Source organism: Cognatilysobacter segetis, from assembly GCF_004359965.1.
Classification (GTDB): Bacteria; Pseudomonadota; Gammaproteobacteria; order Xanthomonadales; family Xanthomonadaceae; genus Cognatilysobacter; species Cognatilysobacter segetis.
Genome location: NZ_SMRQ01000017.1, coordinates 24,352 through 42,361, shown reverse-complemented (window position 1 = coordinate 42,361; position 18,010 = coordinate 24,352). Strand labels below are relative to the sequence as shown.

The window sequence follows — 18,010 nt, the reverse complement described above, 5'->3', positions numbered from 1 at the left end:
GCGGGGCGGCTTACTCGCCGCGCTCCAACCGGGCGATCTCCTCGGCGCGGGCGGCCAGGATCAGCGCCGCGGCGCGTTCCTCGTCCAGCCCGTCGATGCCGAATTCGACCACCTCGTCCGCGCCGAGCTCGGACAGGTCCTCGCTGGTGCGGATGCCGTGGCCGGCGAGCGCATGCGCGGTTGCCTCGTCCATGCCTTCGAGCGCGAGCAGGTCGTCGGACGGCATCTGGCCTTCCAGCGACTCCTCTTCGGCCAGCGCGTCGTTGAGCAGCGAGTCGCGGGCGCGCGAACGCAGCTCCTCGACGATGTCCTCGTCGAAGCCCTCGATCGCCAGCAGCTCGCCGACCGGTACGTAGGCGATTTCCTCGACCGTGTTGAAGCCTTCCGACACCAGGATGCCGGCGATTTCCTCGTCGACCTCGAGCTTTTCCTGGAACAGCGCGCGCGACGCGGCCTGCTCGGCCTCGCTCTTGGCCTGCACCTGGTCCGCCGTCATGACGTTGAGCTGCCAGCCGGTCAGCCGGCTGGCGAGGCGCACGTTCTGGCCGCCCTTGCCGATCGCCTGCGCGAGGCGCTCTTCGGCGACCGCGAGGTCCATCGAGTGCTTGTCCTCGTCGACGACGATCGACTGCACTTCCGCCGGCGCCATCGCGTTGATCACGAACTGCGCCGGGTTATCCGACCACAGGATGATGTCGACGCGCTCGCCGTTGAGCTCGTTGCTCACGGCCTGCACGCGCGAGCCGCGCATGCCGATGCATGCGCCGATCGGATCGGTGCGGTTGTCGTGCGCAAGCACCGCGATCTTCGCGCGGTCGCCCGGGTCGCGGGCGCAGGCGCGGATCGTGACCAGGCCCTGCCCGACTTCCGGCACTTCGAGCTTGAACAGCTCCATCATGAATTCGGGCGCGGCGCGGCTGATGAAGATCTGCGGGCCGCGCGGCTCCGGGCGCACGTCGAACAGGTAGCCGCGCACGCGGTCGCCGGTACGCAGCACGTCGCGCGGGATGCCCTTGTCCTTCGGAATGATCGCCTCGGCGTTGCCGCCCAGGTCGACGTAGATGTTGCCGCGCTCCACGCGCTTGACGATGCCGGTGACGAGCTCGCCGACGCGATCCTTCCATGCGTCGATGACCTGCTGGCGCTCGGCCTCGCGCACCTTCTGCACGATGACCTGCTTCGCGGCCTGCGCGGCGATGCGGCCGAACTCGGCGTTCTCGACCTGTTCCTCGATGAAGTCGCCGACTTCGACGCCCTCGACTTCGTCGACGGCATCCATCAGGCGGATCTGCCGATCGGGCGACTCCATCACGACGTCGTCGGCGACGACCTCCATGCGGCGGAACGTCTCGTAGCTGCCGTCCTTGCGGTCGATGGCGACGCGCACCAGCACGTCCTCGTCGTGGTAGCGCTTTTTCGCGGCCGAGGCCAGCGCCGCTTCGATCGCCTCGAAAATGACGTCGCGGGGGACGCCCTTCTCGTTGGCGACCGCGTCCACGACCATCAGAAGTTCCTTGCTCATCTCTCGATTACTCCGCCTCGGTCGGGCCTTCGGCCGCCGGCTTAGGGTTGGCTTGCTTCTTCGGTGCCTTGGCGGCCTTGCCGCTCCGGCCCTTCGATTCCTTGCTCGGTGCGAAGCCCAGAGCGGTCCAGTCGGGCACCAGGCGGGCCTTCTCGACATTGCCGATCGCCACGTCGACCGCGACGGTCTGGCCGGCCACGCCTTCGACCTCCATCCGCACGGTCTCGCCCTCGACGGCGGCGATGCGACCCTGCAGTCGGCGACGTCCGTCCTGAGGCAGCTTCAGGGTCACCTTCGCTTCCTCACCGGCGAAGCGCGCGAAATGCGCTGCCGTGAAGAGCGGACGGTCGACGCCCGGCGACGAGACCTCGAGCGTGTAATGACTCGTGATCGGGTCCTCGACATCGAGCTGCGCGGACACCTCGCGGCTCACTGACTCGCAGTCCTCGATCCCGACCAGGCGCCCGGCGGCCGCGTCGGCCTGCGGGACGTCGATGTAGAGGCGCAGCATCGCGCCGCCCGGCGACGGCAGGTACTCGATACCGATCAGCTCGAGGCCAAGAGCCTCGACCGTCGGCGCAAGCAGGCCAGCGATTTGGGTGGCTTTGTCCGCCATGCGATCCCTCCGGTGGCTTTACGCCGCATCCGAAAACAACAAGGGGCCCATTGGGCCCCTTGTCCGGTACTGCTGGATGTCGGTCGATCACGTGGAGCCGCGATCGTCGAGCCCAAGCATTCATCCGTCGGCGAACCGCTTTGCCGCCGGATCAATGTGGTAGCGGGGGCAGGATTTGAACCTGCGACCTTCGGGTTATGAGCCCGACGAGCTGCCAGACTGCTCCACCCCGCATCAGGCCGACGATTGTATGTCGGTCACGGATTCCGCGCAAGCCTGAATCACGCACCGATCGGCATCGTTCGGCGAAGACTCAGGCAAACGCGCGCTGACACCACGCCATGACCGGGTTCCACGCGATACCCAGCGCCAGCAGCCCCAACGCATTGACCGCGAATACCGCGCGCAGCGGCCGTCCGGCAACCACGTCGGGCGCGTCGGCGACCGGTGCATCGAAGTACATCGCCTTCACCACGCGGAGGTAATAGAACGCGCCGACGACGGCGAAAACCACGCCGACGATGGCGAGCCACAGCATGCCGCCGTCGAGCGCCGCGCGCAGCACCGCGAGCTTCGCCCAGAAGCCGAGGAACGGCGGCAGGCCGGCCAGCGACGCCATGACGCACAGGACGAGCCCGGCGAGCCAGGGACTGCGCGCGTTGAGGCCGCGGTAGTCGTCGATGAGATCGGCCTCGAACCCGCGCGACGACATCACGACGATCGTGCCGAACGCCGCCACCGCCATGAGCGCGTAGCTGATCGCGTAGAACATCGCGGCCGCGAAACCCTGCGAACCGCCGCCCGCAATACCCATGAACAGGAAGCCGACGTGCGAGACCGTCGAGTACGCGAGCATGCGCTTCAGATTGGACTGCACCATCGCGGCCAGATTGCCGATGGCCAGCGACGCCACCGCGATCACCGCCACGAGCAGGCGCCACTTGTCGTCGAGGCCGCCGGCGCCGACTTCGAACAGCCGGTAGGCCATGCCGAAGGTCGCGAGCTTGGGCGCGGAGCCGATGAACAGCGTGATCGGCGTCGGCGCACCCGTGTACACGTCGGGCAGCCACATGTGGAACGGCGCCCCGCCGAATTTGAACGCGACGCCGGCCAGCATGAACACCACGCCGGTCACCAGCATCGTGGAGCCCTCGCCGCCCGCGATCGCGTTCGCGATGGCCGTGAGGTCAAGCGTGCCCGTCGCGCCGTAGACCAGGGACATGCCGTACAGCAGCAGGCCGGAGGCGAGAGAGCCAAGCACGAAGTACTTGATGGCCGCTTCGGAGGCGAGCGGGCTGTCGCGGTCGATGGCCACCAGCGCGTAGGAGCACAGCGCGAGCATCTCGAGCCCGAGGTACACCATGACCAGGCTCCCCGCCGACACGAGCAGCATCATGCCGACGGTCGCGAACAGCACCAGGACGCCGACTTCGCCGCGGTACAGCGAACGCGCGCGCAGGAAGGGCCAGATGTACAGCATCGAGAACGCGGACACGACGAGCACCGCCACCTTCAGCACCTCGGCCGCGGTGTCGCGGACGAACATGCCGCCGAGCGTCGTGCCGTGGCCTCCGACGCCCGCCACCACCATCACGGCGGTGACAACGAGCGCGAGCACGGCGAGCCCGTGGGTGGCGATCCTGCGACGCTCGTCGAGGAACAGGTCGAGCATCAGCAGGGCGAACGCCGCGCCGGTCAGCACCATCTCCGGAAGGAGCGGCAGCAGTTCGGTGGCGTCGGGCAGGTTGGCGATCATGGGCGGCGGTATTCCGTCGGCATTACAGCTTGGACGACTCGATCTGCTTGGCGAGCTGCGCGATCGAAGGCTGCATCAGGTCGGTGAGCGGCTTCGGCCAGAGGCCCAGCAGCAGCACGCCGACCGCGAACGCGCCGAGCACGAAGCCCTCGCGGCGGTTGATGTCGGTAAGTTCCGCGACGTGAGCGTTGCCGACCTCGCCCCAGACGACGCGCTTCACCAGCCATAACGTGTAGGCCGCGCCGATGATCAGGGTGAAGGCGGCACCGAACGCGAGCAGCGGACTCTTCTGGAAGCTGGCCAGGATGACCATGAACTCGCCGACGAAGCCCGACGTGCCCGGGAGGCCGGCATTGGCCATGGCGAAGAACACCATGAAGGCGGCGAACCACGGCATGACGTTCGCGACGCCGCCGTAGTCGCGGATCATGCGGCTGTGCATGCGGTCGTAGAGAACGCCCACGCAGCTGAACATCGCACCCGACACGAAGCCGTGGCTGATCATCTGCACCATCGCACCCTGCAGGCCGAGCTCGGCACCGATCGGATTGGACGACTCGCGCACGAGGCTGAGCGCGATGAAGGTACCGATCGTCACGAAGCCCATGTGGGCGATCGACGAATAGGCGATCAGCTTCTTCATGTCGTCCTGGACCAGCGCGACGAGGCCGACGTAGATCACGGCGACGATGCTCAGTGCGAGCGGCAGCCATGCCCACGCCCAGCTCGCATCCGGCACGATCGGCAGCGCGAAGCGCAGGAAGCCGTACCCGCCGATCTTCAACATGATCGCGGCCAGCACGACCGAGCCGGCGGTGGGCGCCTCGACGTGCGCGTCGGGCAACCACGTATGGACCGGGAACATCGGCACCTTCACCGCGAAGGCGATGAAGAATGCGAAGAAGAGCCAGGTCTGCTCATGCATCGACAGCGGCAGCGCGTACATGTCCGTGAGCTGCCAGCTGCCGCCCTTCAGGTACAGGTAGATCAGCCCGACCAGCATGAACAGCGAGCCAAGGAAGGTGTAGAGGAAGAACTTCACCGACGCGTACACGCGGCGCGGGCCGCCCCAGACGCCGATGATGATGAACATCGGGATCAGCATGCCTTCGAAGAAGACATAGAACAGCATCGAGTCGAGCGCGGAGAACACGCCGACCATCAACCCCTCCAGAATCAGGAAGGCGGCGTAGTACTGGCTCACCCGCTGGTCGACCGAGCCCCAGGCACCCACCAGCACCAGGACCGACGTGAACGTCGTCAGCGCAATGAGCGCGGCCGAGATGCCGTCGATGCCGACGTGGTACTGGATGTCGTAGCTGCGGATCCAGATGCGCGCCTCCTCGAACTGCATCCCCGGATTCGCGTAGTCGAAGCCGGTGAACAGCGGGATGGTGAGTGCGAACACCAGGACCGCGCTGGCGACCGCGAACCAGCGGGCCGCGTTCGGCCGCGCGTTGCCAATGGCGAGCGTGATGACGCCGGCGAGGATCGGCAGCCAGATGAGGAGGCTCAGCAGGGGAAAGGTCCCGTTCAAGGGCTCGGGGCTCACGTCGCGGTCCCTTAGGTCAGTGCCAGCCGCGGATGATGAAGGCCAGGAGCAGGATCAGGCCGACGATCATCGCGAATGCGTAGTGGTAGAGGTAGCCCGACTGCAGGCGACGGGACAGGCGCGCGACGACATCGACCACGCGGGCGCTGCCATTCACGGCGACGCCATCGATGACGCCGCTGTCGAACATGCGCGAGACGCGACCGAGTCCGATGCCGCCCCCGGCGAAGCCGTCGATCCAGAGATTGTCGAAGCCGTACTTGTTCTCGAGCACGCGTACCGGCCAAGCGAACATGCGCCGCGCCTTGGTGGCGAGCTCCGGCTTCCACAGGTACATGACCGTGGCGAGCGCGAAACCGGCGAACGTCAGCCAGAACGCCGGGCCGAGGAAGCCATGCAGCGCGAGCTTGACGGGTCCGTGCCAGTCTTCCGCGGCCAGGTGCGCCATCGTGTCGCGGGCGGGCTGCAGATCGATCGCGCCGAGGAAGAACGGCAGTTGCTTGACGCGCCCGCTCCAGTCGGTGCCGAACAGCATCGGTCCCGCGGTGAAGAAGCCGACGAGCATCGACGGAATGGCGAGCAGCACCAGCGGCAGCGTCACCACCCACGGCGACTCGTGCGGCTCGACCGGACCGTGGTGGCCGTCGTGATGACCGTGGCCGTCGTCGTCCAGAGGCTCGTGCAGGGTCTGCGCGCCATGCGCGTCCACGTTGAGATGGGCATCCGACGGAGCGGCGTCACGGAAGCGCTCCCTGCCGTGGAACGTCATGTAAAGCAGGCGGAAGCTGTAGAACGACGTGACGAAGGCACCGAGCAGTACCGCCCAGTACGCGTACGTGGCGATTGCGGAGTGACGGTGCTTGGCGGCGAGCTTGGCCGCCTCGATGATCATGTCCTTCGAGTAGAACCCGCTGAAGAACGGCGTCGCGACCAGCGCCAGCGTGCCGATCAGGCTCGTCCAGTACGTGATGGGCATGTACTTCCGCAGCCCGCCCATCTTCCGCATGTCCTGCTCGTGGTGCATGCCGATGATCACGGAGCCCGCGGCCAGGAACAGCAGCGCCTTGAAGAAGGCGTGCGTCATCAGGTGGAACACCGCGGCCGAGTACGCCGACACGCCCAGCGCGACGGTCATGTAGCCGAGCTGCGAGAGCGTCGAATACGCGACGACGCGCTTGATGTCGTACTGCACCATGCCGATCAGGCCGGTGAAGAACGCGGTCGTTGCGCCGATGAACAGCACGAAATTCAGCGCCGTCTGGCTCATCTCGAACAGCGGCGACATGCGCGCGACCATGAAGATGCCGGCGGTCACCATCGTCGCCGCATGGATCAGGGCGGAGATCGGCGTCGGGCCTTCCATCGAATCCGGCAGCCAGACGTGCAGCGGCACCTGCGCGGACTTGCCCATCGCGCCGATGAAGAGGCAGATGCACGCGACGGTCATGACCGACCAGGACCACATGCCCGTCGCCGCGCCGCCGTGGTTGAACAGGTCGCCGAGCGCGCGACCCGCCATGGTCGGCACGCGCGCGAACACGGTGCCGTAGTCGAGCGAGCCGAACGCGAGCAGCACCAGCGCGATGCCGAGCAGGAACCCGAAGTCGCCGACGCGGTTGACCAGGAACGCCTTGAGGTTCGCGAAGACGGCCGTGGGCTTCTTGAACCAGAAGCCGATGAGCAGGTACGAGACCAGGCCCACCGCTTCCCAGCCGAAGAACAGCTGCAGGAAGTTGTTGCTCATGACGAGCATGAGCATCGAGAAGGTGAACAGCGAGATGTAGCTGAAGAACCGCTGGTAGCCGGGGTCCTCGTGCATGTAGCCGATCGTGTAGATGTGCACGAGCAGCGACACGAACGTCACGACGACCATCATCATCGCCGTCAGCTTGTCGACCATGAAGCCGACGTGCGCCTGGAAGCCGCCGATGTCGAACCACGTGTAGAGGTTCTCGTTGAACGGCGGCGCGCCCTGCCCCACCAGCTGCCAGAGCACGCTGATGGACAGCACGCAGCTGGTCGCCACGCCGAGGATCGTCGCCCAGTGCGCGCCGGCGCGGCCGATCCGACGGCCGAAAAGGCCGGCGAGGATCGAGCCGATCAGCGGCGCGAGGACGATCGCGACGAGCAGGCTGCGGGAGATCGGGTGGTCCACTCCAGGCATCGGATCAACCCTTCATCGAATCGATTTCGGCGACGTTGATCGTGCGCCGGTTGCGGAACAGCGTGACGAGAATCGCCAGGCCGATGGCGGCCTCGGCCGCTGCGACGGTCAGGATGAAGAACACGAACACCTGGCCCGACGCGTCGCCGAGGTAGCGGGAAAACCCCACGAAGTTCACGTTGACCGAGAGCAGCATGAGCTCGATCGACATGAGCAGCACGATGATGTTGCGGCGATTGAGGAAGATCCCCGCGACGCTGATGCAGAAGAGCACCGCGCCCAATGCGAGGTAATGGCCCAGCGTCACGCCGTTCGCCATCAGGTTCATGCCTCACCCCCCGACTTCTCGACCGACGGCGCCGCGGACCGGACCGGCGCCATGCGCACCATGCGCACCCGATCAGCGGCGCGGACGCTCGACTGCCACGTCGGATCCTGCTGCCGCACACCTCCGCGGTGCCGCAGGGTCAGCATGACGGCTGCCACGACCGCAACCGTGAGGATCACGGCCGCCACTTCGAACGGGAGCACGAACTCGCTGAACAGCGTGCGGGCCAGCCACACGGTGTTCGGTACGTCGCCGGAGGCCGGCTCATCGGTGAACCGCGCGGCCATGTTGGCGCGCACGCCGATGAGCGTGACGATCTCCGCGAGCATCACCACCGCGACCGTCAGGCCGACGGGCAGGAAGCGCACGAAATGGCGACGCAGCGGTGCAACGTCAATGTCGAGCATCATCACCACGAACATGAAGAGCACCATCACCGCGCCCACGTAGACCAGGATGAGCGCCACGCCGAGAAACTCGGCACCAGCGACGATCCACGTGCAGGCGACGGAGAAGAACGTCAGCACCAGGCACAGCACGGCGTGCACCGGGTTGCGGAGCGTGATGACCGCACCCGCGGCGACGACGGCCGTGGCGGCGAACAGGAGGAAGGCGATCTGCGCGAAGTCCATGGTGTCCTCAGCGGTAGGCCGCGTCGGCCGAGCGGCGCTCGGCAAGTTCGGACTCGAGGCGGTCGCCGATAGCCAGCAACTGCGGCTTGGTCACGATGTTCTGGCCGCGCGTATCGAAGTGGTACTCGAGAACGTGCGTCTCGACGATCGAGTCCACCGGGCAGGACTCCTCGCAGAACCCGCAGTAGATGCACTTGAACAGGTCGATGTCGTAGCGCGTGGTGCGCCGCGTGCCGTCCTCGCGCTTCTCCGAGTCGATGGTGATCGCCAGCGCTGGGCAGACCGCCTCGCAGAGCTTGCAGGCGATGCAGCGCTCCTCGCCATTGGGATAGCGACGCAGCGCGTGGATCCCGCGGAAGCGGTGCGATTGCGGGATCTTCTCCATCGGGTACATGACCGTGTACTTCGGCTTGAAGAGGTACTTCAGCGTCAGCCACAGGCCCTGCATCAACTCGATGAGCAGCAGGCTCTTGAAGTAGGACGTAATGCGGTTCATGGGGTTCGGGCGTCCGTCACTTGAAGGGCACGAAAACGCCGTAGTACGCCATCAGCGCGGTGGCGCAGATCCACGCGATGGTCAACGGAATGAACACCTTCCACCCGAGTCGCATGATCTGGTCATAGCGGTAGCGCGGGAACGAGGCACGGAACCAGATGAAGACGCTGGCGAAGAAGATCACCTTCGCGAACAGCCACCACCAGCCGTCGACCGACAGGAACGGAATACCGAGGCCCTGGAAGGGACTCAGCCAGCCGCCGAGGAAGAACAGCGCGGTCAGGAAGCTGACCAGGATCATGTTCGCGTATTCGGCAAGGAAGAACAGCGCGAACTGCGAACCCGAGTACTCCACCATGTGGCCGGCAACGATTTCCGACTCGCCTTCGACGACGTCGAACGGTGCGCGGTTGGTCTCCGCCACGCCGGAAATGAAGTACACCACGAACAGCGGCAGCAGCGGCCACATGAACCACTCGAACAGACCGGCGTTGCCGGACTGCGCCATCACGATGTCGGTGAGGTTGAGGCTGCCGGCCGCGATCAGAACGCCGACCAGCGCGAAACCCATCGCGATCTCGTACGACACGACCTGCGCCGCCGACCGCATCGCGCCGAGGAACGCGTACTTCGAGTTCGACGCCCAGCCGGCCAGGATGATGCCGTACACGCCGAGCGAGGTCATCGCGAGCAGGTAAAGCAGGCCCGCATTGACGTCCGCGATGACCATCTTCGCGTCGAACGGCACCACGGCCCACGCCGCGAACGCCGGCGCCAGGCCGAGCAGCGGCGCCAGCACATAAAGCACCGGATCCGCGCGCACGGGCGAGATGACTTCCTTGAACAGCAGCTTGAACACGTCGGCGAAGGCCTGGAACACGCCCATGCCGACATACATCGGCCCGTGGCGGACGTGCATCCAGCCGATCAGCTTGCGTTCCCAGACCACGTAGAACGCGACGGCGATGATGACCGGCATCATCACGACGAGGATCTTCAGCACGATCCAGGCGAGCTGGCCGCCAACGCCCAACCCGTCGAACCAGCCGTGCATCGAATTGATGGCCTCATGGACCATGGATCAGGCCCTCCCCGCTTCGACGCGCGAATGGCCGAGCGGCGCGGTCGCGGCATGGCCACGTTCGACATACACCGTGCCTGGCGCGACCTTCGAACTCACTTCCACCGGGAGCTTGGCCGTACCGGCCGCGACGGCGAAGCGGCCGACCGCGCCCGTTTCCAAGCCGAGCGACTGCGCGTCCTGCGGGTTGAGATAGGCGCGCGGTTCGCGATTAAGCGGATGCGCCTGCAGCCCCGGTGCGCGGCGGACCACGGCATCGACGCGATAGATGCCCTGCGCGGCCGCGACTTCCAGCCCCCCTGCAACCGGCTCCGGCGCGGCGCACCGGGCGACCTGAACCGCGCGCGGCGAGATAGACGCGCGGGCGCCGGCGAGATCGACGAAATCGAAGCCCGGAATACCGAGTTCACTTGCCAGCGCGCGCAGCACGCGCCAACCCGGCCGCGCCTGGTCCGGCAACTTTCCGCCCGCGACCGTGGCCTGTTCGCGACCGTCGAGATTGGTCAACGTCGCGTCGATCTCCGGAAGCAGGCCGATCGGCAGGATCACGTCGGCGATCGCGCGCGTCGACTCGCAGGCGAAATGGCTGAACGCCACGACCTGCGCGCCGTTCAGGGCCGCAAGCGCCTGGGGTGTAGCGGCGAAGTCGAGACCCGGCTCGATCCCGTACAGCACGTACGCCGATCGCGGCTGCTCGAGCATCGAGCGAGCGTCGAGCGACGTCGGCAACACGCCGTGGCGCGCGAGTCCGAGCGCATTGGCGCCCTGCGGAATGCGGCAGAGCTTCGCGCCCGTCGCATCGGCGAGCGCGCGAGCCGCAATGCGGATGCGCGACGCGTGCGGGCCGTCCTCGGCCAGGGCGCCGACGATGATGGCGACAGATTCGACGCCACCGAGGGCTTCGCGAAGCGACGCATCACCGAGCGCGTCCGCGATCCGCGACGGCGCCACGATCTGGCGGCCCGCGAGCTCGAACGTGACGTCGAAGTCGACCGGGTTGACGACGTAGACCTTCGCGCCGCGCGTCCACGCCTTGCGGATGCGCGCGTGCACGAGCGGGAGCTCGTGACGGATGTTGGAGCCGACGATGACGATCGCCTGCGCCGCCTCGATGTCCGCGACCAGCATTTCGAAAGGTGCGGCCACCGCTCCGTCGGACAGGTCGAGCTGGCCGATTCGGTGATCGATATTGCCCGTGCCCAGCGCATCGGCCATGCGCGCGAGCAAGGCGCCCTCCTCGTTCGAGGTCGACGGATGCACGAGCATGCCGAGGTCGTCGGCGCCGTTGTCACGGAGGATGCCTGCGGCGCGGGCGAGCGCCTGCTCCCACGACGTCTCCACCCATTCCCCGGCTTCCTTCACCATGGGGCGCACTGCGCGGTCCGCCGCGTACAGGCCCTGGTGCGAATAGCGGTCGCGGTCCGACAACCAGCACTCGTTGACGGCGTCGTTGTCGCGCGGAACGGTGCGCAGCACTTCGCCCCGACGGACGTGCAGGAACAGATTGCTGCCCAGCGCGTCGTGATAACCGAGCGACTCGCGCGCCATCAGCTCCCACGGACGCGCCTTGAACTGGAACACCTTGTTCGTGAGTGCGCCCACCGGGCAGACGTCGATGACGTTGCCGGACAGCTCGGTCGTCAGCGGCTTCCCGTCGTATGTGCCGATCTGCAGGTTCTCGCCGCGGTACATGCCGCCCAGCTCGTACGTACCGGCGACTTCCGCGGTGAAGCGCACGCAGCGCGTGCACTGGATGCAGCGCGTCATCTCGGTGGCGACCAGCGGACCGATGTCCTCGTCCGGCACGGTGCGCTTGCGCTCGGAGAAGCGCGAGATCGATCGGCCGTAGCCCATCGACAGATCCTGGAGCTCGCACTCGCCGCCCTGGTCGCAGATCGGGCAGTCGAGCGGATGGTTGATCAGCAGGAACTCCATCACGTTGCGCTGGCTCTTCAGAGCCTTCTCGCTGCGCGTCACGACCTTCATGCCGTCCATCACCGGCGTGGCGCAGGCCGGTGCCGGCTTCGGCATCTTCTCGACCTCCACCAGGCACATGCGGCAGTTCGCCGCGACGCTCAACTTGTCGTGGTAGCAGAAGCGCGGGATCGGGATGCCCGCCTTGTCGGCGGCCTGGATGATCATCGAACCCTTCGGCGCGGCCATCTCGACGCCGTCGATGAAGACGGTGACGTGGTCGGGCGGCAGGTTCGGGTTCACGGGTTGCGCGCTCATGCGGCCACCTTCTGCACCACCGTGCCGGCGGCCTCGTCGTCGACGAGGAAGCGCTTGTTCACGATCGCGTACTCGAATTCATGCCAGAAATGGCGGAGGAAACCCTGCACCGGCCATGCGGCCGCCTCGCCGAACGCGCAGATGGTGTGGCCTTCGATCTGGCCCGCCGCGGCACGCAGCATGTGCAGGTCGTCGAGCGTCGCTTCGCGGTTGGCGATGCGCGTGAGCATGCGGTACATCCAGCCGGTGCCTTCGCGGCACGGCGTACACTGGCCACACGACTCCTTGAAGTAGAAGCGCGCGATGCGCTGGCACGCGCGCACCATGCACGTGGTGTCGTCCATCACGATGACAGCGCCCGAGCCCAAGCCCGAACCGGCCTTCTGGATCGCGTCGTAGTCCATCGTCAGCGACATCATCGTGTCGCCCGGCAGCACCGGCATCGACGAGCCGCCCGGGATCACCGCCTTGAGCTTGCGTCCACCGCGCACGCCGCCCGCCATCTGCAGCAGCTCGGAGAACGGCGTGCCGAGGCGGATCTCGAAGTTGCCCGGGTTTGCGACATGGCCCGACACCGAGAACACCTTCGGGCCGCCGTTGTTCGGCTTGCCGAGATTCGCGAACCACTCGGCGCCGTTGCGGATGATCGCCGGCACCGACGCGTACGTCTCGGTGTTGTTGATCGTCGTCGGCTTGCCGTAGAGGCCGAAATTCGCAGGGAACGGCGGCTTGTAGCGCGGCTGGCCCTTCTTGCCTTCCAGCGACTCCATCAACGCGGTTTCTTCGCCGCAGATGTAGGCGCCGGCACCGAGCGCACCGTAGATATCGATGTCGATACCGCTGCCCAGCACGTTCTTGCCGAGCAGGCCGTTCTCGTACGCTTCCCTGAGCGCCTGTTCGAAATGCTCGAACGGCTCGTGGTGGAACTCGCCACGCAGGTAGTTGTAGGCGACGCTCGATCCCGTGGCGTAGCAGGCGATCGCCATGCCTTCCACGACGGCGTGCGGGTTGTAGCGCAGGATGTCGCGGTCCTTCGCCGTGCCCGGCTCGGACTCGTCGGAATTGCAGAGGATGTACTTCTGCCCGGCACCCTTGGGCATGAACGACCATTTCAGGCCGGTCGGGAAGCCCGCGCCGCCGCGACCGCGAAGGCCGGACGCCTTGACCATGTCGATGATCGCCGCCGGCTCCATCTTCTCGGCAAGGATCTTGCGCCAGGCGCTGTAACCGCCGGTCTGCACGTAGTTGTCGTATGACCAAGGCGTATCGAAGTGCAGCGTCGTGTAGACGACGTTGTGCTCCTGCGGCGCCGGGCCGACCGGGCCGTAGCCCTTCGAGTAGTCGTGGTGGGAATGCGCCATCGCGCGATTACTCCAGACCGTCCAGAAGCGCGTCGACCTTCGCGGCGTCGAGCTTCTCGTGGTAGTGCCCGTTGACGACGACGACCGGCGCACCGCAGCAGGCGGCGAGGCATTCCTCTTCGCGCTTCAGGTAGACGCGGCCGTCGGCCGTGGATTCGCCGAGCTTGCAGCCCAGTTTCTTCTCGGCATGCTCGACCAGCTCCTGCGCGCCGTTGAGCCAGCAGCTGATGTTGGTGCAGAACGCGACGTTGTGACGACCGACCTTCTCGGTCTCGAACATCGAGTAGAAGCTCGCGACCTCGTACGCCCAGACCGGCGGGATGCCGACGTACTTGGCGACCGCGGCGATGATTTCGTCCGACAGCCAGCCGCCATTCTGCTCCTGCGCCGCGTGCAGGCCCTGCAGCACAGCCGAGCGGCGGCGATCGGCCGGGAACTTCGCCAGCCAGTGGTCGATGTGGGCGCGCGTGGCATCCGTCAGCGCGACCATCGGGTCGACGTTCTGGCAGGCCTCGAAATTGCCGGTGGCTTTCATTGCAGGTGCGATCCCCAGCGTCGCCGCGTCAGCGGTCGATTTCGCCGAAAACGATGTCGTAGGTGCCGATCATGGCGACGACGTCGGCGAGCATATGGCCCTTGACGATCGCGTCCATCGACGAGAGATGCGCGAATCCGGGCGCGCGGACCTTGAGGCGGAAGGGCTTGTTCGCGCCGTCCGACACGACATACACGCCGAATTCGCCCTTCGGCGCTTCGACGGCGGCGTAGGTCTCGCCCGCCGGCACGCAGTAGCCTTCCGAGAACAGCTTGAAGTGGTGGATGAGGGCTTCCATGTCGTCCTTCATCTCTTCGCGCTTGGGCGGCGCGACCTTGAAGTTGTCGACGATCACGGGGCCCGGATTCGCGCGGAGCCACTTCACGCACTGCTGGATGATGCGATTCGACTCGCGCATTTCGGCGACGCGCACGAGATAACGGTCGTAGCAGTCGCCGGTCTTGCCGACCGGGATGTCGAAGTCGACCCGATCGTAGCACGCGTAGGGCTGCGTCTTCCGCAGATCCCAGGCGACGCCGGAACCGCGCAGCATCGGGCCGGTCATGCCCCAGTCGTAGGCCTGCTCGGGCGTCACCACGCCGATGCCGACCGTGCGCTGCTTCCAGATGCGATTGTCGGTGAGCAGCGTCTCGTACTCGTCGACGCGTGCTGGAAACCCCTGCGTGAACGCCTCGATGAAGTCGAGCAGCGAGCCCTCGCGCGCCTCGTTGAAATGCTTGAGTTTCTTGCCCTTGCGCCAAGGCGATTCGCGGTACTTGGGCATGCGATCGGGCAGGTCGCGATACACGCCGCCCGGACGGTAGTACGCCGCGTGCATGCGTGCGCCCGACACCGCCTCGTACACGTCCATCAGCTCTTCGCGCTCGCGGAACGCATAGAGGAACACCGCCATCGCGCCGAGGTCGAGCGCGTTGGAGCCGAGCCACATCAGGTGGTTCAGGATGCGCGTGATCTCGTCGAACATCGTCCGGATCCACTGCGCGCGCTCCGGGGCTTCGATGCCCAGGAGCGTCTCGATGGCGCGCACGTAGGCGTGCTCGTTGCACATCATCGAGACGTAATCCAGCCGGTCCATGTACGGCACCGACTGGTTGTACGGCTTGGATTCGGCGAGCTTCTCGGTCGCGCGGTGCAACAGGCCGATATGCGGATCGGCGCGACGCACGACTTCCCCGTCCATCTCGAGGATCAGGCGCAGCACGCCGTGCGCGGCCGGGTGCTGCGGGCCGAAATTCAGTGTGTAATTGCGGATCTCGGGATTGTTGAGGCCCGAGGTCGCGTCGTTCGGAAGCGCGCTCACTTCTTCACCTCCGCGCGCTGCGCGGCTTCACCGACGGACGTCGCGTATCGCGCGTCGTCGCGGATCACGCGCGGCACCAGCACGCGCGGCTCGATCGTCACCGGCTGGTACACGACGCGACGGCGCTCGGCGTCGTAGCGCACCTCGACGTTGCCGATGAGGGGGAAATCCTTGCGGAACGGATGCCCGACGAAACCGTAGTCGGTCAGGATGCGACGCAGGTCCGGATGGTCGTCGAAGACGATGCCGTAGAGGTCGAACGCCTCGCGCTCGAACCAGTTGGCGACGGACCAGACCGGCACGAGCGACGCCACCGCGGGCACGGCATCGTCAGGCGCGAACGTGCGGATGCGAAGGCGGACGTTGTGCTGCACCGAAAGCAGATGCACGACGACCGCGTAGCGCCGCTCCGGCGCCACGCCTTCCCCGTTGGGCTGCTCGCCCCAGACGAAGCGGCCCATCACCTTGCCCTCGACGCCACGCGAGAAGCCCTCGGAGGAGACGCTGGTATCCCACTCGTCGCTGCCGTAGCTGAGGTAATCGACGCCGCAAAGGTCGATCAGCTGTTCGAAGCCGAGTTCGTCGCGCAACGCGTTCGCGGCCTCGAACCACAGATCGTGAGGCAGCTCGAGCGTCGTCTCGCCGCGCGGCAGCGCAACGGAAACGACGCCCGACGGGAAACGCTCGCGCAGGCGCGCGGCAAGTGCCGGCTCGACAGGCATCGCGGCCGAGTCGTCTGTCACGACGGCATTCACTCGCGTACCCCCTGCCGGCGATCACCGAAGTTGGTACCGCGGCGGATCTTCTTCTGCAGCTGCAGGATGCCGTAGGTCAGCGCCTCGGCGGTGGGCGGGCAGCCCGGCACGTAGATATCGACCGGCACGATGCGATCGCAGCCGCGCACGACCGAATACGAGTAATGGTAGTAACCGCCGCCGTTCGCGCAGCTGCCCATCGAGATGACCCACTTCGGATCCGGCATCTGGTCGTACACGCGGCGCAGCGCCGGCGCCATCTTGTTGACCAGCGTGCCCGCCACGATCATCACGTCGGACTGTCGCGGCGACGGACGGAACACCACGCCGTAGCGGTCGAGGTCGATGCGCGCGGCGCCCGCGTGCATCATCTCGACGGCGCAGCAGGCGAGACCGAACGTCATCGGCCACATCGAGCCGGTGCGCGCCCAGTTCCAGAGCGTGTCGAGGTTGGTCGTGACGAAGCCCTGCTGCATGACCGGGTTGTCGGCCTCGGGCAGCAGGATGTCGTCGAGCCGCCCTTCGGGCAGCGGATTGAACATGAGGTCGGAGATCGTCTTCATCGCTGCCGCCTCACTCCCACTCCAGGGCGCCCTTCTTCCACACGTAGGCGAAACCGATCACCAGCAGCGCGAGGACGGTACCCATCTCGATCAGGCCGAACACGCCGAGGTCCCGGAAGACCAGCGCCCACGGAAACACGAACGCGATCTCCAGGTCGAAGACGATGAAGATGATCGCGATCAGGTAATAGCGCACGTTGAACTGCATGCGCGCGTCTTCGAACGCGTTGAAGCCGCTCTCGTAGGGCAGCAGCTTCTCGACCGTCGGGGTCTTGGGCCCGAGGACGCGTCCAACGATGATAAGGGCGACGCCGATACCGCCGGCGACGATCAGAAACAGCAAAGTCGGCAGATATTCGGCCAGCACTCGTGTTCTCTCGGCTCTCGCGCGGCGGGCCGGCGGAGGCCGCGCGGCGCGCTTGCTGCAACCGGCACGCTATACGGCCGGTCGCTCGTCAGGATGGTGCCCAAGGGGGGACTCGAACCCCCACGACCTAAGTCGCTACCACCTCAAGGTAGTGCGTCTACCAATTCCGCCACCTGGGCAAAACATGTCATCCGGGACTCGTCGACCGGATCCCGATCGACCCGCTCCGGTGTTCCCTACCGGAGCACCACATTGTAACTGAATTACGCCGTTTAACCACCCGTCGACGGCGAATTCGGGGTCGTCGTCGCAGGCGCCGCGGGCACCGTATTCGGCGATGCGGCGGGCGGCGCGATGACAGGCGCGGTCTGCGGCGCGGCGGACGGCGCGGCCGGTACGGCACCGCCCGCGGGTGCCGTCGGCACCTGCGACGGCGCGGCCGGGACCTCGGCCATGATGCTGCCACTCGCGGCCTCGGGGGTGCGCGCACCGCGCGACGCACTCCACGAAATGGCGAGGCTCAGCACGAAGAACGCGACCGCCAGCCACTTCGTCGACTTCGACAGGAAGTTCGCCGACCCACGTGCACCGAAGACGGTACCCGAGGCGCCGCCGCCGAAGCCCGAGCCCGCCTGCGCGCCGGCGCCGCGCTGCATGAGGATCAGTGCGATCATGGCGATCGCCAGCAGTACGTAGATGATGTTGACGAACAGCATGGGCATGGCCCCA

General features: G+C 66.5%; 17 protein-coding genes and 2 tRNA genes. All 19 read right to left on the bottom strand.

The window, feature by feature from the left end:
• Positions 1-10: 10 nt before the first annotated feature.
• The 19 genes from nusA to secG all read right to left on the bottom strand — a co-directional run bounded on the left by nusA (position 11) and on the right by secG (position 18,003).
• Positions 11-1,522 (bottom strand): transcription termination factor NusA, encoded by a 1,512-nt coding sequence (nusA, locus tag E4F61_RS05625; protein WP_133478691.1) that lies wholly within the window; start codon positions 1,520-1,522, stop codon positions 11-13.
• Positions 1,523-1,529: 7 nt separating this feature from the next.
• Positions 1,530-2,138, bottom strand: a complete 609-nt coding sequence (rimP, locus tag E4F61_RS05620) for a ribosome maturation factor RimP (RefSeq protein WP_133478690.1) — start codon at positions 2,136-2,138, stop codon at positions 1,530-1,532.
• A 157-nt stretch (positions 2,139-2,295) separates the two neighbouring features.
• A tRNA-Met gene (locus tag E4F61_RS05615) sits at positions 2,296-2,372 on the bottom strand.
• A gap of 79 nt (positions 2,373-2,451) precedes the next feature.
• Positions 2,452-3,906: an NADH-quinone oxidoreductase subunit NuoN gene (nuoN, locus tag E4F61_RS05610; RefSeq protein WP_162301418.1), complete on the bottom strand. Its 1,455-nt coding sequence runs from the start codon at positions 3,904-3,906 to the stop codon at positions 2,452-2,454.
• 10 nt (positions 3,907-3,916) lie between these two features.
• Complete coding sequence (locus E4F61_RS05605) at positions 3,917-5,431, bottom strand: NADH-quinone oxidoreductase subunit M (RefSeq protein ID WP_133478709.1); 1,515 nt, start codon at positions 5,429-5,431, stop codon at positions 3,917-3,919.
• Positions 5,432-5,462: 31 nt separating this feature from the next.
• Positions 5,463-7,610, bottom strand: coding sequence for an NADH-quinone oxidoreductase subunit L (gene nuoL / locus E4F61_RS05600; protein WP_425480115.1), 2,148 nt, complete (start codon positions 7,608-7,610; stop codon positions 5,463-5,465).
• A gap of 4 nt (positions 7,611-7,614) precedes the next feature.
• Entirely contained in the window at positions 7,615-7,929 is a 315-nt protein-coding gene (gene nuoK, locus E4F61_RS05595) for an NADH-quinone oxidoreductase subunit NuoK (protein WP_133478707.1), read from the bottom strand.
• A gap of 5 nt (positions 7,930-7,934) precedes the next feature.
• Entirely contained in the window at positions 7,935-8,570 is a 636-nt protein-coding gene (locus E4F61_RS05590; RefSeq protein WP_133478688.1) for an NADH-quinone oxidoreductase subunit J, read from the bottom strand.
• 7 nt (positions 8,571-8,577) lie between these two features.
• Positions 8,578-9,066, bottom strand: a complete 489-nt coding sequence (nuoI, locus tag E4F61_RS05585) for an NADH-quinone oxidoreductase subunit NuoI (protein ID WP_133478687.1) — start codon at positions 9,064-9,066, stop codon at positions 8,578-8,580.
• A 16-nt stretch (positions 9,067-9,082) separates the two neighbouring features.
• Positions 9,083-10,144 (bottom strand): NADH-quinone oxidoreductase subunit NuoH, encoded by a 1,062-nt coding sequence (nuoH, locus tag E4F61_RS05580; RefSeq protein ID WP_133478686.1) that lies wholly within the window; start codon positions 10,142-10,144, stop codon positions 9,083-9,085.
• 3 nt (positions 10,145-10,147) lie between these two features.
• Positions 10,148-12,379, bottom strand: coding sequence for an NADH-quinone oxidoreductase subunit NuoG (gene nuoG, locus E4F61_RS05575; protein ID WP_133478685.1), 2,232 nt, complete (start codon positions 12,377-12,379; stop codon positions 10,148-10,150).
• Positions 12,376-13,740, bottom strand: coding sequence for an NADH-quinone oxidoreductase subunit NuoF (gene nuoF / locus E4F61_RS05570; protein ID WP_133478684.1), 1,365 nt, complete (start codon positions 13,738-13,740; stop codon positions 12,376-12,378). Before nuoF ends, nuoG begins: the two co-directional genes overlap by 4 nt.
• 7 nt (positions 13,741-13,747) lie before the next feature.
• On the bottom strand, positions 13,748-14,275 hold the full coding sequence (gene nuoE, locus E4F61_RS05565) for an NADH-quinone oxidoreductase subunit NuoE (protein WP_133478683.1): 528 nt from the start codon (positions 14,273-14,275) through the stop codon (positions 13,748-13,750).
• Positions 14,276-14,303: 28 nt separating this feature from the next.
• A complete protein-coding gene (locus E4F61_RS05560; RefSeq protein WP_133478682.1) occupies positions 14,304-15,596 on the bottom strand; it encodes an NADH-quinone oxidoreductase subunit D in 1,293 nt (430 codons plus the stop codon).
• On the bottom strand, positions 15,593-16,318 hold the full coding sequence (locus tag E4F61_RS05555; RefSeq protein ID WP_133478706.1) for an NADH-quinone oxidoreductase subunit C: 726 nt from the start codon (positions 16,316-16,318) through the stop codon (positions 15,593-15,595). The genes E4F61_RS05560 and E4F61_RS05555 overlap by 4 nt, the downstream gene beginning before the upstream one ends.
• 29 nt (positions 16,319-16,347) lie before the next feature.
• On the bottom strand, positions 16,348-16,914 hold the full coding sequence (locus E4F61_RS05550) for a NuoB/complex I 20 kDa subunit family protein (protein WP_133478681.1): 567 nt from the start codon (positions 16,912-16,914) through the stop codon (positions 16,348-16,350).
• A gap of 10 nt (positions 16,915-16,924) precedes the next feature.
• Positions 16,925-17,281, bottom strand: coding sequence for an NADH-quinone oxidoreductase subunit A (locus tag E4F61_RS05545; RefSeq protein WP_133478680.1), 357 nt, complete (start codon positions 17,279-17,281; stop codon positions 16,925-16,927).
• A gap of 94 nt (positions 17,282-17,375) precedes the next feature.
• Positions 17,376-17,460: transfer RNA gene (locus E4F61_RS05540), tRNA-Leu, on the bottom strand.
• A 93-nt stretch (positions 17,461-17,553) separates the two neighbouring features.
• On the bottom strand, positions 17,554-18,003 hold the full coding sequence (secG, locus tag E4F61_RS05535; protein WP_133478679.1) for a preprotein translocase subunit SecG: 450 nt from the start codon (positions 18,001-18,003) through the stop codon (positions 17,554-17,556).
• Positions 18,004-18,010 lie beyond the last annotated feature (7 nt).

Excerpts from the sequence above, each read along its gene's own strand:
- nuoG (WP_133478685.1), bottom strand. The coding sequence starts at position 12,379 with ATGAGCGCGCAACCCGTGAACCCGAACCTGCCGCCCGACCACGTCACC.
- nuoI (WP_133478687.1), bottom strand. The coding sequence starts at position 9,066 with ATGAACCGCATTACGTCCTACTTCAAGAGCCTGCTGCTCATCGAGTTG.
- nuoF (WP_133478684.1), bottom strand. The coding sequence starts at position 13,740 with ATGGCGCATTCCCACCACGACTACTCGAAGGGCTACGGCCCGGTCGGC.
- E4F61_RS05590 (WP_133478688.1), bottom strand. The coding sequence starts at position 8,570 with ATGGACTTCGCGCAGATCGCCTTCCTCCTGTTCGCCGCCACGGCCGTC.
- rimP (WP_133478690.1), bottom strand. The coding sequence starts at position 2,138 with ATGGCGGACAAAGCCACCCAAATCGCTGGCCTGCTTGCGCCGACGGTC.
- nuoE (WP_133478683.1), bottom strand. The coding sequence starts at position 14,275 with ATGAAAGCCACCGGCAATTTCGAGGCCTGCCAGAACGTCGACCCGATG.
- nuoK (WP_133478707.1), bottom strand. The coding sequence starts at position 7,929 with ATGGCGAACGGCGTGACGCTGGGCCATTACCTCGCATTGGGCGCGGTG.
- nusA (WP_133478691.1), bottom strand. The coding sequence starts at position 1,522 with ATGAGCAAGGAACTTCTGATGGTCGTGGACGCGGTCGCCAACGAGAAG.
- E4F61_RS05550 (WP_133478681.1), bottom strand. The coding sequence starts at position 16,914 with ATGAAGACGATCTCCGACCTCATGTTCAATCCGCTGCCCGAAGGGCGG.
- nuoH (WP_133478686.1), bottom strand. The coding sequence starts at position 10,144 with ATGGTCCATGAGGCCATCAATTCGATGCACGGCTGGTTCGACGGGTTG.
- E4F61_RS05555 (WP_133478706.1), bottom strand. The coding sequence starts at position 16,318 with ATGCCTGTCGAGCCGGCACTTGCCGCGCGCCTGCGCGAGCGTTTCCCG.
- secG (WP_133478679.1), bottom strand. The coding sequence starts at position 18,003 with ATGCCCATGCTGTTCGTCAACATCATCTACGTACTGCTGGCGATCGCC.
- nuoL (WP_425480115.1), bottom strand. The coding sequence starts at position 7,610 with ATGCCTGGAGTGGACCACCCGATCTCCCGCAGCCTGCTCGTCGCGATC.